General features: G+C 67.5%; 14 protein-coding genes and 1 pseudogene. 11 read left to right on the top strand and 4 right to left on the bottom strand.

Annotation, left to right across the window (positions count from 1 at the left end):
* The first annotated feature begins 77 nt into the window (after window positions 1-77).
* Together QFZ47_RS27660 and QFZ47_RS27655 are read left to right on the top strand one after the other, a co-directional pair.
* The gene (locus tag QFZ47_RS27660) at window positions 78-905 is read left to right on the top strand and encodes a crotonase/enoyl-CoA hydratase family protein (protein WP_307658672.1); all 828 of its coding nucleotides are present in this window, start codon (window positions 78-80) and stop codon (window positions 903-905) included.
* Between the two features lie 251 nt (window positions 906-1,156).
* On the top strand, window positions 1,157-1,468 hold the full coding sequence (locus tag QFZ47_RS27655) for a hypothetical protein (protein WP_307658671.1): 312 nt from the start codon (window positions 1,157-1,159) through the stop codon (window positions 1,466-1,468).
* Between the two features lie 30 nt (window positions 1,469-1,498).
* Here the strand turns inward: QFZ47_RS27655 and QFZ47_RS27650 are convergent, their stop codons facing one another.
* From QFZ47_RS27650 to QFZ47_RS28920, 4 genes and pseudogenes are all read right to left on the bottom strand, one after another.
* A complete protein-coding gene (locus QFZ47_RS27650; protein ID WP_307658670.1) occupies window positions 1,499-2,641 on the bottom strand; it encodes a DSD1 family PLP-dependent enzyme in 1,143 nt (380 codons plus the stop codon).
* A 91-nt stretch (window positions 2,642-2,732) separates the two neighbouring features.
* Window positions 2,733-3,032, bottom strand: coding sequence for a hypothetical protein (locus QFZ47_RS27645; RefSeq protein WP_307658669.1), 300 nt, complete (start codon window positions 3,030-3,032; stop codon window positions 2,733-2,735).
* A gap of 75 nt (window positions 3,033-3,107) precedes the next feature.
* Window positions 3,108-3,770, bottom strand: a complete 663-nt coding sequence (locus QFZ47_RS27640) for an amidase family protein (protein ID WP_307659030.1) — start codon at window positions 3,768-3,770, stop codon at window positions 3,108-3,110.
* Window positions 3,771-3,846: 76 nt separating this feature from the next.
* Window positions 3,847-4,482, bottom strand: a pseudogene (locus QFZ47_RS28920) (amidase family protein); the annotation flags it as partial.
* Window positions 4,483-4,676: 194 nt separating this feature from the next.
* Here QFZ47_RS28920 and QFZ47_RS27635 point away from each other — a divergent pair.
* The 9 genes from QFZ47_RS27635 to QFZ47_RS27595 all read left to right on the top strand — a co-directional run bounded on the left by QFZ47_RS27635 (window position 4,677) and on the right by QFZ47_RS27595 (window position 12,571).
* Window positions 4,677-5,684: an ABC transporter substrate-binding protein gene (locus QFZ47_RS27635; protein WP_307658668.1), complete on the top strand. Its 1,008-nt coding sequence runs from the start codon at window positions 4,677-4,679 to the stop codon at window positions 5,682-5,684.
* A 14-nt stretch (window positions 5,685-5,698) separates the two neighbouring features.
* Window positions 5,699-6,553 carry an ABC transporter ATP-binding protein gene (locus QFZ47_RS27630; protein WP_307658667.1) on the top strand — a complete coding sequence of 285 codons (855 nt, stop codon included), beginning with the start codon at window positions 5,699-5,701 and terminating at the stop codon, window positions 6,551-6,553.
* Entirely contained in the window at window positions 6,550-7,308 is a 759-nt protein-coding gene (locus tag QFZ47_RS27625; protein WP_307658666.1) for an ABC transporter permease, read from the top strand. The genes QFZ47_RS27630 and QFZ47_RS27625 overlap by 4 nt, the downstream gene beginning before the upstream one ends.
* Window positions 7,287-8,045: an ABC transporter permease gene (locus tag QFZ47_RS27620; protein WP_307658665.1), complete on the top strand. Its 759-nt coding sequence runs from the start codon at window positions 7,287-7,289 to the stop codon at window positions 8,043-8,045. The genes QFZ47_RS27625 and QFZ47_RS27620 overlap by 22 nt, the downstream gene beginning before the upstream one ends.
* Window positions 8,045-8,818: a class II aldolase/adducin family protein gene (locus QFZ47_RS27615; protein WP_307658664.1), complete on the top strand. Its 774-nt coding sequence runs from the start codon at window positions 8,045-8,047 to the stop codon at window positions 8,816-8,818. The genes QFZ47_RS27620 and QFZ47_RS27615 overlap by 1 nt, the downstream gene beginning before the upstream one ends.
* 44 nt (window positions 8,819-8,862) lie before the next feature.
* Complete coding sequence (locus QFZ47_RS27610; protein ID WP_307658663.1) at window positions 8,863-9,702, top strand: TauD/TfdA dioxygenase family protein; 840 nt, start codon at window positions 8,863-8,865, stop codon at window positions 9,700-9,702.
* A gap of 68 nt (window positions 9,703-9,770) precedes the next feature.
* On the top strand, window positions 9,771-10,517 hold the full coding sequence (locus tag QFZ47_RS27605; RefSeq protein WP_307658662.1) for a GntR family transcriptional regulator: 747 nt from the start codon (window positions 9,771-9,773) through the stop codon (window positions 10,515-10,517).
* Window positions 10,518-10,565: 48 nt separating this feature from the next.
* The gene (locus QFZ47_RS27600) at window positions 10,566-11,399 is read left to right on the top strand and encodes an SDR family oxidoreductase (RefSeq protein ID WP_307658661.1); all 834 of its coding nucleotides are present in this window, start codon (window positions 10,566-10,568) and stop codon (window positions 11,397-11,399) included.
* Complete coding sequence (locus QFZ47_RS27595) at window positions 11,396-12,571, top strand: pyridoxal phosphate-dependent aminotransferase (protein WP_307658660.1); 1,176 nt, start codon at window positions 11,396-11,398, stop codon at window positions 12,569-12,571. Before QFZ47_RS27600 ends, QFZ47_RS27595 begins: the two co-directional genes overlap by 4 nt.
* The last annotated feature ends 8 nt before the right edge of the window (window positions 12,572-12,579 follow it).

The following is a 12,579-nucleotide window of genomic DNA, read 5'->3' as shown; positions in this document are numbered from 1 at the left end:
TGGGTAGGCGACAGGCGCCATCATCGCCGAGCGCCCATGCCGGGCGATACTGCCGCAAAACCGAAGGAGACATGGCCATGGCCGAGCGAATCGAATGGACCCGCCATCCCGACGGCGTGGTGGAACTGCAGCTTGCGCGCGCGGACAAGATGAACGCGCTCGATCCCGCGATGTTCGACGCGCTGATCGAAGCGGGCGAGCGCCTGCGCAGCGATGCCGCGGTGCGCGCCGTGGTCATCACCGGCCGGGGCAAGGCGTTTTGCGCGGGACTCGACATGGCCTCGTTCGAGCGCATGGGGCAGGGCGCCGCCAGCGCGGTGCTGGGCACAGCGGCGGGCGGCACCGATCTGTCCGCACGGACGCATGGCATTTCGAATGCGGCCCAGTACGTTGCGATGGCCTGGCGCGAGGTGCCGGTGCCCGTCATTGCCGCCGTGCACGGCGTGGCTTTCGGCGGCGGCTTTCAAGTGGCGCTGGGGGCCGACATCCGTATCGTGGCGCCCGACACCCGGCTTTCGGTGATGGAAATCAAGTGGGGGCTGGTGCCCGACATGGGCGGCATGGTGCTGATGCGCGAACTCGCCCGCAGCGACGTGGTGCGCGAGCTCACCTTCACGGGCCGCATCTTCTCCGGCGAGGAAGCGCTGCAGCTCGGTTTTGCCACGCGGCTGGCGGCCGATCCGCTGGCGGAGGCGCTTCAGATGGCGCATGAGATCGCGGCCAAGAGCCCGGACGCCATCCGGGCGGGCAAGCGCCTGCTCAATGCGGCGCTCTCGCTGGGTGCGGCCGATCTGCTGATCGCCGAATCGGTGGAGCAGCAGGCGTTGATCGGAGGCAGAAACCAGCTCGAAGCCGTGCAGGCCAACATCGAGCGCCGCACGCCGCGTTTCAGTGCTCCAGGCTGAACGGGAGCCCCGCCGCACGTCGAAGTTGCGGCATTTGTCCGCTTTCTTCGCCTAAAAAGCGCGCTTTCCTGCTCTCGGTCCGCTCGATATGTAAGAATTAAGTATCCTTATTTCGACGGGTTACCTTTCAAACAAAGTCCGGCTTTGTGTGAGAAAGGTCATGTCTTGCCTCGAAATAAGGGTAAGGGAGGGTGGTCATTTCTGTCACATTCCCTAACAATTAATCCTTTTGACTGCGATCGCGGTCCCGCATGCCGACCACGTTTTCCTGCAACCTCAGCCTGCCCATCCTGGTGGGCCAGGATCGCTACAAGTACATACCCGTCGTTGGGGTTTTTCGCAGCATTCCGTTCGAACAGATCGACGCGTGGGTGATGCATCCCGACGGCCGCCCGCGCAGTGACCGCGAACTGGCGGCGGAAGTGCTTGTCGAGATCCGCCAGCCGCTCGCAACGAGCGGAGGCTCTGCGCCGCACGCTTTCGAAGTGGCCGATGTCCTGCAACTGGACCGCGCGGCGGCCATCGTCGTATCGACCTTCCTCGCCGCACTGCCGCGCGTCTGAAGGGCGCGCACCGCTTCATCGCACGTCCGTCTAGTGCCTGCCGCGCGCGTCCACCGGCCAGATGGCCACCAGGGTGTCGCCGTCGACCACATGGTAGGCATCGTGCAGGTTGACGGTCGGGTCGCAATGCGGCGTGATGAATTCCACCCGGTCTCCGAGCGCGGGCCGCTGCCCGGCAAACAGCAGCTTGCCGTGCTCGTCGCCGAAGAAGGCGTAGCGGCTCGCCGCATCGGCGCCGCGCGCCACCAGCGGAACGCCGCTGTCGGTTGCGAAGCACTTGGTGCCGCCATCGACTGTCACCCAATCGGCCGCGTTTGTGCTCACCACGGCCGTCTGCACGAACAGGGACAGCTCGAACGGTGAAGGCTGTCCCGGCCTGTCCAGCACCTGCGCATATTCCGCATCCATGAAGACATAAGAGCCCGCCTGCAGTTCGGTGAACGCGTCGCGCTGCGCGTCGAGGTCGTGGGTGCCGGTGCCCGCGCCCGTGACGATCTCGAAATGGATGCCCTCGCGCCTGGCCTCAGCGACGATGCGCGCGATGGTTTCGCGCAGGCCGGCCGCGGCCGCACTGCGCTGTTCCCGATCGGCGATGTGCTGCAGATTGCCAGCGTAGGCCTGCAGGCCGCGCAGCTTCAGCCGCGGTTCGGCCGCGATGCGCCGCGCGAGTTCGAGCACCTGCGCCGCGCTGGCCGCGCCGGTGCGGTTGTAGCCGGCGCCGTAGTCGACCAGCACCTCCAGCGGATGCGGCAGGCCGAGCGTGGCGGCGGCAAGGTCGGCGGCATTGCGCGGATCGTCCACCACCACCATCATTCCGCCGGGACCGGCAAGCCTGGCAAGCTTGACCACGCGCGCGATCTTGCTCGGAGTGACCGCCGGCGAGGTGATCAGCACGCCGGGAATGCCGGCCTTGACCATGACCTCCGCCTCGCCCAGCGTGACGCAGCTCACGCCGATGGCGCCCGCGGCCACCTGGCGGCGCGCGATCTCCACCGACTTGTGTGTCTTGACGTGCGGCCGCAGGCCGACGCCGCGCGCCTTGGCAAAGGCGGCCATGCGCTCGATGTTGCGCGTCAGGGCGCCAAGGTCGAGCAGGAGCGCGGGCGTATCGAGCGACTGCCGGCCGCCGGCAATGCCGATCAGTGGTTTGTTGACTTGCGTTTCGGAAAGCATGAAGAACCTCGGAGTCGGAGTGCGGGGCGCGCAGGGGCGCGATGACGGAATACCGAAATGATCGCACCGAAAGGCCCGCGGCGATGCTTCGTCAGTCGCCCTGTGCCGGCCGCCGATGCGCAGGGCGCCGCAATGCCAGCCACCAGAGCAGCCCGGCATTGACCGCCCAGCTTCCGGCAAGCAGGAGGAGCGCGGTCCGCGCCACGCCCGGCGCGAGGTCGAGCGTCAGCAAGGCCAGCGACCATGGCAAGGCTCCCGCGATCGCCGCCAGCATGGCCGTCTCGCTGTCGGGAAAGGCCGCGCTTGCAACGACGCACACCACGCCCGCGGCCGTATAGGCGAGCGCGCCGACGCGCCACCAGGAAGGAGAAGAGATCGGCCGAGTGTCCATGGTGTGCATGCCGCAACGATTGCAGAGGGCGGAGGGTATGCCGCGACAGCCGCTCGCGCGAAGCGATGTAAGCCTTCAGGCGATGGCGGATGCCACCGGAGCGGGCGGAAGAACGGCTTCGATGCCGAGCGCCAGCGCGAGCAGCGCATGGTCCGATCCGGCCGCGCCGGTCAGCTCCATTCCCGCGGGCAGGCCGTCGCGTGCGAGTCCCATCGGCAGGCTCAGCGCGGGCAGTCCCGCCATGCCGGCCGGGCCCGTGTTGCGGATGTAGGCGGAGAAGGCCGATACCGGCCGGCCGCACAGCATGACCTCCACGTCTTCGCCGATGCGTGCCGCGCCAAGCGGGCTGGTCGGAAACGCCAGCGCGGCGATGGCGTTCTGCGCGAAGCAGCGGGCGTACGCTTGCTGCATGCGCGGGCGCAGCACACTGAGCGCGTGGCGGTATGTTGCCGGGCCGATCGCCTCCGGTCCGAACAGGCGCTCGAACAGCGGCCGCACGTCGGGGCTCACGACGGCACCGGCGAGTGCGCGGGCATCGAAGGGGCGCCCGTGGCGCGCGAAGTAGGCCCGCAGCGCAGGCAGGATCTCGTAGAGGGAGATCGACATGGAGCCCTGCTGGAACAGCGCGCCGGCTTCGGCCAGATCGCAGGGCACGAGCGCGGCGCCCGCGCCGCGCAGCCGCTCGAGCGCGTCCTGCGCCAGTGCGGCCACCGGCGCATCGACGTCCCTCCCAGAAATAGCGCTGCGGCACGCCCAGGCGCACGCCCGCGAGCGGCGCCGGCGCCAGCCGCAGGGGGCCGGCGGCGACCGCGTGGTCGATCAGCACGCAATCGTCGACGTTGCGCGCCATGACGCCCGCGGTGTCGAAGGTGGGCGAGATCGGTACCAGTCCGTCTGCCGGCCAGCGGCCGATGGTGGGCCTGAAGCCCACCAGGCCGCACAGCGCGGCAGGCACCCGGACCGAGCCGCCCGTGTCGGTGCCGATGGCCGCGGGCACGGCGCGCATGCCAAGCAATGTGGCGTTGCCCCCGCTGGAGCCGCCTGAAATGCGCGAGGGATCGAAGGGGTTGCGCGACGGGCCGAAGGCGTGGTTGTGGCCGGTGACGCCCTGCGACCACTCGTGCAGATTCGTCTTGCCGAACACCAGCGCACCCGCGGCCAGCAGGCGCTCTGTCACGCCCGCCGCGCGGCGCGGACGGTGGTCTGCCATCCACGGGCTGCCGGCGGTGGTAGGGAAACCGACCACGTCGATGTTGTCCTTGAACGCGAGCGGCACGCCATGCAGGGGGCGCGTGTCCGCGGCCGGGCGCGGCGCCGCGTCGAGCGCCGCCGCTTCGCCGCGGAGGCGCGCTGCGTCCTGGTGCAGGAGGCCGCCGAGGGCGGCGGCCGCGGCACTGCGCTGCAACAGCGCATCCACATAGTCCGCACTGCTGAGCGCGCGTCGCGCCATCTGCTCGGCGGCTTCGCGGGCGGAGAGATCGGTCAGCGCATGGATTCGGTTCATGGAGGATTCAAATTGGGGCAGGGGCCATGCGGGAGTGCATGTTCCGGGCCAATTCGGCCCCTCGAACGCCGCAGAACCGCTGGAAATCACATGGCATGGATACTGCTTAGAGAGCTTTTTGTATCCATGAGGCCTTCCAAATGTCTTCCAAGTCCTTGCGTTTCCTGACTCTCGTTGCAGCGTCGATGGCGCTTCTTGCGAGCCTGCCCGCCTCCGCCGCAGAGAAGGTGTCGCTGCGCCTCAAGTGGCTGGCGCAGGCTCAGTTCGCCGGCTTCTACGTGGCCAAGGCCAAGGGCTTCTACGACCAGGGCGGCCTCGACCTGACGATCAACCCGGGCGGACCCAACCTCAACGTCGAGACCCTCGTCGCCTCGGGCAACGACACCTTCGGCCTGGCCGGCGGCACGGAGACGGTGCTGCTGGCGCGCGAGAAGGGCCTGCCGCTGGTGTGCATCGGCGTCACCGTGCAGACGACGCCCTTCACCTATGTCGCCTACAAGGATTCGGGCATCACCCAGGTGAAGGATTTCGCGGGCAAGAAGGTGGCCACGTGGTTCACCGGCACGCAGTACACGCTCTATTCGATGCTTGCTTCGGCCGGCGTGAAGCAGGGCGACCTGACCATCGTGCCGCAGTCGGGCTCGATGGCGCCTTTCGTCGAGAAGCAGTTCGACGTGGCCGCCGCCACCTACTACAACGAGCTCAACGTGCTCAAGGCGCAGGGCCTGGGCGACAAGCTCACGCTCATCAAGCCCGACGACTACGGCGTGACCGTGCAGCAGGACACCGTGCTCGTGTCCGAGAAATACCGCAACGAGAAGCCGCAGCAGGTGCAGGCCTTCATGAACGCCACCATCAAGGGCTGGAAGTACGCACTGCAGAACAAGAAGGAAGCCATCGACATCGTCATGGCCGCATCGCCCAGCCTGAACCGCGCGCACCAGGAAGCGATGCTCGATGAATTCGAAAAGCTGCTGAAGGCCGGCAAGGGCACGACCGACGGCATCCTCGCCATCGACCTGCCGACGGTCGAGAAGATGCAGACCCAGCTGGTGGGCTACAAGGCGCTGAAGGCGCCGGCCGACCTGTCGAAGGCCTACGACCCGAGCTTCTGGACGCAGGTCCCGGCCACCGACAAGAAGTTCTGAGCCGCCGCGCGATCATGAAGTTCATGCCTCACGAAGTGATGCCGCCCGCCGCCGCCGGCACGGCCGCACCGCCGATGCTCGAGCTCGTCAATGTGTGGAAGCGCTTCGGCGACGGCCAGGCGCAGACGGTGGCGGTGGCCGGCGTCGACCTGCGGATCGCCAAGAGCGAGTTCGTCACGCTCGTGGGCCCTTCGGGTTGCGGCAAGTCGACGCTCTTCAACATGATCGCGGGGCTGCTGCCGCCCGACGACGACGGCTCGCTGCTGTTCGGCGGCACGCCGCAGCGCAACGGCCAGCTGCTGGGCAAGGTGTCGTTCATGCCGCAGCGCGACCTGCTGTTTCCGTGGCGCACCGTGCTGGACAACGCCATCCTCGCGCTCGAAGTGGAGGGCGTGCCGCGCAAGGAGGCGCGCGACCGTGCGCGCGCCATGCTGCCGGAGTTCGGCCTTACCGGCTTTGCCGGCCACTATCCGCACCAGCTCTCGGGCGGCATGCGCCAGCGCGTGGCGCTGATGCGCACCTTCCTGTTCGAGCGCGACCTGCTGCTGCTCGACGAACCCTTCGGCGCGCTCGATGCGCTCACGCGCAGCCGCATGCAGCACTGGCTGCTCGAGATCTGGGCGCGGCATCGCCGCACGGTGCTCTTCATCACGCACGATATCGACGAGGCCATCGTGCTCGGCGACAAGGTGCTGGTGATGACGGCGCGGCCCGGAACGGTGAAGAGCGAAACGGTGGTCGACCTGCCGCGCCCGCGCGATCCGTCGATCGTGCTGTCGCCGGAGTTCATCGGGCTCAAGCAGCGCCTGCTCGCGGAGATCGAGGAGGAAAGCCGCAAGACCTTCGCCCAGGAGGAGCGCGCCTCGTGAGCTTGCCGATGCAACGCATGCTGCGCTCGCCCGTGCTGGCCTTCGCCGGGCTCGCTATCGGGTGGGAGATCGCGGTGCATGCCTTCGCGCCGTCGCCGCGCTACCTGCCGGCGCTGAGCGCCATCGCGCAGGATGCGTGGTCGGTGTGGCCGCAGCTCATGCGCGGCTTCGGCCGCACGCTGCTCGAAACCGTGCTGGGCTTCGCGATGGGCGCGGTGTTCGGCTGCCTCTGCGGCACCGTGTTCACCTACTCGCGCTGGATGGAGCGCTCCGTGTTCCCGCTGTTCGTGGTGTCGCAGACGGTGCCGGTGGTGGCCTTCGGTGCGCTCATCGTCATCTGGTTCGGCAACTCGCTGCTCGCGAAGGTGATGACCGCGTTCTTCCTCACCTTCTTTCCGGTGACGGTGAACACCTTGCGCGGCCTCAAGTCGTGCGACCCGCAGCGCATTGCGCTGATGAAGAGCTTCGGCGCCGGCCGCCTCGTCATGTTCTTCAAGCTGGCCGTGCCATCGGCGCTGCCGCAGATCATGGTGGGCCTGCGCGTGGCCATCGGCCTGAGCCTGATCGGCTCGGTGGTGGGCGAGTGGTTCGGCGAGACCGTGGGCTTGGGCGTGATGCTGATGGAGGCGATGAACGGCGACCTGGTGCTGCGCCTGTGGGTCGTGATGTTCGCCTGCGGCTTGATGGGTGCGCTGCTCTACGGCGCGCTCGGCTTCGTGGAAAGGAGGCTCGTATGGTGGCGAAGCGAAAGCTGATGGACTCGCCCGTTGTGCCGGTGGTGCTGAGCGTCATGGTGCTGCTCGCGGTGTGGGAAGGCGCGATCCTGCTCTTCGGGATCCCGCCCTTCGTGCTGCCGAGCCTGGGTGCGATCGTGCAGCATGCATTCACCGACACCGGCCGTCTCATGGCGGCGTTGCTGGCCACGCTCGGCGAGGCGCTTGGCGGCTATGCGCTGGGCAGCGTGCTCGGCCTGCTGGTGGCTGTGGTGCTGCTGCTCGCGCCGCCGCTCGAACGCGTCGTGATGCCGCTGGCCGTGGCCGTGAACGCGGTGCCGACGGTGGCTTATGCGCCGCTGTTCCTGATCTGGTTCGGCCTTGGCGCCGCATCGAAGATTGCGCTGGTGGCGCTGGCTGTCGGCTTCACGATGCTGGTCAACGCGCTGCACGGACTCAAGCAGGCCGACCTGGCCGCCGTGAACCTGATGCGCAGCTTTGGCGCGGGGCCGCTCAAGGTCGTGTGGCGGCTGCGCCTGCCGGTGGCGATGCCGTCGGTGGTCACGGCGCTGCGCATCGGCGTGCCGCGCAGCATGATCGTGGCCATCGTCGGCGAGATGCTCGGCGCCTATGCGGGGCTCGGGCGAATGATCTATGAATCGACCCAACAGGTCGACCTGCTGAGCGTGTGGTCGGCGGTGCTGGTCGCTTCGGTGGCGAGCATGGTGTTCTACGGCGTCCTGGTGTGGATCGATCAGAAGCTGGTGTGGTGGCGGTGATGACGACGAAGACAAATTCCGCGGCGTATCCGACCACCGAAGCCGCACTGCGCGTGCAGCTTGCGGCATGCTACCGGCTGGTGGCGCACTTCGGCATGGACGACCTCATCTACAACCACATCTCGGCGCGTGTGCCGGGGCCGGCGCACCACTTCCTCATCAACCCCTACGGGCTGCTGTTCTCGGAAGTGACCGCTTCGTCATTGGTGAAGATCGATCTCGACGGCAACAAGGTGGACGACACCGATGCGGAGGTCAACCAGGCCGGCTTCGTGATCCACAGCGCCATCCACGCGGGACGGCCCGACGCGCTGTGCGTGCTTCATACGCATTCCGAAGCCGGCACCGCGATTGCGGCCATGCCCCGCGGCCTGGCGCCGCTGAGCCAGTTCGCGATGCGCTACCAGGGCCACACGGCCTTCCACGACTACGAAGGCGTGGCGCTGGAGACTGGAGAACGCGAGCGGCTGGTGCGCGACCTGGGCCCGCACCACACGCTGGTGCTGCGCAACCACGGCATCCTGACGGTGGGCCGCACGATCCCAGAGGCCTTCATCCTCATGTACTACTTCGAGAAGGCGGCCAAGGTGCAGCTGCTGGCCCAGGGTGGACTCGCGCCCGGCGAGGCGCTGGTGTTTCCGCAGCCCGAAGTGAGCGCGCTGGCCGCACGCCAGTTCACCGAATTTGCCGGCGACATCCTGCCGCCCGGCACGCGCGAATGGCCTGCGTTCCTGCGCATGCTGGAGCGCACGCAGCCCGACTACAGGCTCTGAGGCCTGCTTTCTTCTTCCTGATCCAGAGACGCTTTTTTTCAACCATGCAACTCGAGAACCTCACTTCCTTCATCGGCACCGAAGTCAAAGGCATCGACCTGCGCGAGCCGGTGAGCGACACCGACTTTGCCGTGCTGCGCGATGCGCTCAACCAGCGCTCGCTGCTGCTGTTTCGCGGCCAGAGCATCAACGAGGCGCAGCACGTCGCGTTCTCGCGCCGCTTCGGCCCGCTGCTGGGCCATGTGCTGACCCAGTTCCTGAAGAAGGAGCATCCCGAGGTGTACGTGCTGTCCAACGTGTCGGAGAACGGCAAGCCCATCGGCAACCACAAGGAGGGCTGGAACTGGCATTCCGACCTCTCGTACAAGGCCGAGCCCTCGATGGGCGCGCTGCTCTACGCGCTCGAAGTGCCGCCCGTGGAAGGCGACACCTTCTTCGCCTCGATGCATGCCGCCTACGACGCGCTCGACGACGGCATGAAGGCGCGCATCCGCCACCTCACGGCCACACACAGCTACGCCAACTACTACGGCAAGGCCTTTGCAGACCGCAACCCGCTCACACCCGAGCAGCTTGCCGCCACGCCCGACGTGGTGCATCCGCTGGTGCGCACGCATCCCGAGACGGGCCGCCTGTCGCTCTACGTGGGCGAGGACGTGGTCAAGCAGATCGACGGCCTGCCGCCGGAAGAAAGCGCCGACCTGCTGGCCGAGCTCAATGCCCACGCCATTTCGCCCGAGTTCAGCTATCGCCACAAGTGGCTCGCCGGCGACCTGCTGATCTGGGACAACCGCTGCACCATGCACCGCGCCACGCCCTACGACGGCACGGCCTACCGCCGCGTGATGCACCGCACCACCGTGGCCGGCGACCGCCCCTTCTGAAGAAGCCGGCGATGGCAAGCGGTCCGGCGGCAGCATCTCCCGACAACGACAACCACAAGAAAGAAGACATGAGCAGCATGGAACCCGACGAATCCGATACCGCCCAGCCCGCGGCGCTGCGCGGCCGCGATCGGCAGCGTGTGAAGGGCGGCGCCACGCTGTCCGACGAACTGAAAGACACGCTCGAAGACCTGATCGTGAGCGGTGTGCTCAAGCCCGGCACGCGGCTCGACGAGGCCGAGCTGTCGGAGCGCTTCAAGGTGTCGCGCACGCCCGTGCGCGAGGCGCTCAAGGCGCTGGCCGCCACCGGCCTGGTGGACCTGCGCAGCCGGCAAGGCGGCGTTTGCGTGGCGCGCATCTCGCTGCCGATGCTGATCGAGATGTTCCAGATGATGGCGGTGATGGAAGGCCTGTGCGCCAAGTTCGCCGCGCGCCGCGCGACCGAGGCGCAGAAGGCGCGCATGGGCGCGCTGCACGACGAGCTCATGAGCATTCTTGCCTCGGGTGACCACTCGCGCTTCTATGACGTGAACCAGGATTTCCACGACGCGCTGTACGAGGCTTCCAACACCCACTACCTGGCCGAGCAGACGCGCGCACTGAGAAAGCGCGTGCGCGTCTACCGGCGCTACGTCACTTTCCAGCCCGGCCGCATGACGGCGACCATCGGCGAGCACGGCGCCATCCTCGACGCGATCCGCCGCAACGATCCGAAGGCTGCATTCAACGCCGCCATCGATCACGTGAGCCTGCTCGAGGACGACATCGTCGACCTGATCGCGGCACTGTCCGAACAGGACGCCGGCGCAAGCTGACCCACCTCTTCAACTCATTTCTCCGATCGCATCCCAGGACCCGAATCCATGAAACTCGAACTCGAAGGCAAGACCGTTCTCATCACCGGCGCCTCCAAGGGCATCGGCCTTGCAGCCGCGCACGCATTCGCCGCCGAAGGCTGCCACCTGCACCTGGCGGCGCGCGATGGCGCCGCGCTCGCGGCCGCGAAGGAGGAGATCGAGAAGATCTATCCGATCAACGTGAAGGTCCATCCGATGGACCTGGCGGCGGCCGGTGCCATGAACCAGCTGGCCGAGGCGGCGGGCCACGTCGACATCCTCGTGAACAATGCGGGCGACATTCCTTCGGGCCCGATCGAGTCGCTCGACTTCGCGGCCGTGCGGCGCGGCTTCCAGCTCAAGGTGCTGGGCTACATGGAACTGAGCCAGATCTACTACGCACGCATGAAGGCCGCGGGCGGCGGCGTCATCGTCAACGACATCGGCAACTCCGGCGAGAACTGGGACGCCAACTACATCGCCGGCTCCACTGGCAATGCCGCCGTCATGGCCTTCACGCGCGCGCTCGGCGGCGTGAGCCTGGACGATGGCATCCGCGTGGTGGGCGTGAATCCCGGCCCGGTGGCGACCGACCGCATGGTCAAGCTCATGAAGCGCCGCGCGCTCGACACCCACGGCGACGAAGCGCGCTGGGAAGAGCTGTTCGACAACTACCCTGGCGGCCGTCCGGCCACGCCGGAAGAAGTGGCCGAACTGATGGTTTTCCTGGCCTCGCCGCGCGCGGGCTACATCACCGGCACGGTCGTGACCATCGATGGCGGCATTGCGGCGCGCGGCTCGATCATCAAGACCAGCAAGAAGGTGATCGAGGCCGAGCAGGCCCGGAGGATTGCGGCATGAATGCGGCGCTGAACCCCGTGGCGGCCGTGCCTTCAGTCACCAGCGATGCCGAAACCCGCAACCGGTATTTCGACCGCCTGTTCATCAACCCGGACCTGATGTGGCTGGGCCAGAACACCAACCACTTTCCGCTGCACCCGGCCGTACGCCAAGCGCTGCACGATGCCATCGACGACGAGAGCTTTCATGCCTACGCGCCACCGCTGGGCATGGAAGCGCTGCGCGCGGCCATCGTCGCCGACCTGGGCGTGCCGGATCAATCGGCGGTGGTGACCGACGGCGCGGTGTCTGCGCTGGCGCTGGCCTGCCGCGCCTTTTGCAAGGAAGGCAAGGGCTTCGTCACCACCGATCCCGGCTGGAAATGGCCGCTGCAGTTCGCCGCCAAGGCCGGCTCGGTGATCACAGAGATTCCGATCTACGGACCCGAGTACGGCTTCAAGCTCTCGGCCGAGGCGCTCGCCGCATCGACCGACGAGAACACCGCGGTCATCTACCTGGTGGACCCGAACAACCCGCTTGGCACCACCTGCACCGAAGACGAGATCCGTGCCTTCGCAATGCGTGCGCGCGACATCGGCGCCGTGCTGATCCACGACTGCACCTACCGCGACTTCGCCGACAGCCACACGCTGGCTTCGCGCTTCTATCCCGAAGGCACGGTGACCATCGTGAGCTTCTCGAAGTGGCTGGGCCTGGCCGGACTGCGGCTGGGCGCGCTCGTCGCCTCGCCCGAATTGCTCGCGCGCATCCTGCCGCACTCGCAGGCACCGCTGGGCGCCAGCGTGCTCGCGCAGCGCGCGGCCATCGCAGGCCTTGCCGTGAAGGACGAGTGGATGGCCGAGGTCATCGCACAGCAGCGCGAGAACCAGCAGATGATCGTCGACGCTTTTGCGAAATTACCCGGCTTCGAGGTGCCGGTGTTCCCGTCGCAGGCCAACTTCATCGTGGTCGAGTGCAGCGGCGCGGGCGTGACGCCCGAGGCGCTGGTCACCGCGCTGGGCGAGCACGACATCATGGTGCGCCAAGGCACGTACCACACGCCGCGCTTCGGCCATCGTTTCGTGAAGATCTCGACCACCGTGCCCAAGGCCTGGGCGCAGGCCCTGTGCGACGTGCTGCCGCAAGCCGTGGAGCGTGCGCGCAGCCTGCCCGCCACCGCGGCGCTTTTCTGAGGAGCAGC

The sequence above is a fragment of the Variovorax paradoxus genome, from assembly GCF_030815975.1.
In the GTDB taxonomy this organism is placed as follows: Bacteria; Pseudomonadota; Gammaproteobacteria; order Burkholderiales; family Burkholderiaceae_C; genus Variovorax; species Variovorax paradoxus_N.
Note: the sequence above shows the minus strand (reverse complement) of the source record. Positions and strands in the feature narration are given on the sequence as shown.

Excerpts from the sequence above, each read along its gene's own strand:
- QFZ47_RS27660 (WP_307658672.1), top strand. The coding sequence starts at position 78 with ATGGCCGAGCGAATCGAATGGACCCGCCATCCCGACGGCGTGGTGGAA.
- QFZ47_RS27655 (WP_307658671.1), top strand. The coding sequence starts at position 1,157 with ATGCCGACCACGTTTTCCTGCAACCTCAGCCTGCCCATCCTGGTGGGC.
- QFZ47_RS27650 (WP_307658670.1), bottom strand. The coding sequence starts at position 2,641 with ATGCTTTCCGAAACGCAAGTCAACAAACCACTGATCGGCATTGCCGGC.
- QFZ47_RS27645 (WP_307658669.1), bottom strand. The coding sequence starts at position 3,032 with ATGGACACTCGGCCGATCTCTTCTCCTTCCTGGTGGCGCGTCGGCGCG.
- QFZ47_RS27635 (WP_307658668.1), top strand. The coding sequence starts at position 4,677 with ATGTCTTCCAAGTCCTTGCGTTTCCTGACTCTCGTTGCAGCGTCGATG.
- QFZ47_RS27630 (WP_307658667.1), top strand. The coding sequence starts at position 5,699 with ATGAAGTTCATGCCTCACGAAGTGATGCCGCCCGCCGCCGCCGGCACG.
- QFZ47_RS27620 (WP_307658665.1), top strand. The coding sequence starts at position 7,287 with ATGGTGGCGAAGCGAAAGCTGATGGACTCGCCCGTTGTGCCGGTGGTG.
- QFZ47_RS27615 (WP_307658664.1), top strand. The coding sequence starts at position 8,045 with ATGACGACGAAGACAAATTCCGCGGCGTATCCGACCACCGAAGCCGCA.
- QFZ47_RS27610 (WP_307658663.1), top strand. The coding sequence starts at position 8,863 with ATGCAACTCGAGAACCTCACTTCCTTCATCGGCACCGAAGTCAAAGGC.
- QFZ47_RS27605 (WP_307658662.1), top strand. The coding sequence starts at position 9,771 with ATGAGCAGCATGGAACCCGACGAATCCGATACCGCCCAGCCCGCGGCG.
- QFZ47_RS27600 (WP_307658661.1), top strand. The coding sequence starts at position 10,566 with ATGAAACTCGAACTCGAAGGCAAGACCGTTCTCATCACCGGCGCCTCC.
- QFZ47_RS27595 (WP_307658660.1), top strand. The coding sequence starts at position 11,396 with ATGAATGCGGCGCTGAACCCCGTGGCGGCCGTGCCTTCAGTCACCAGC.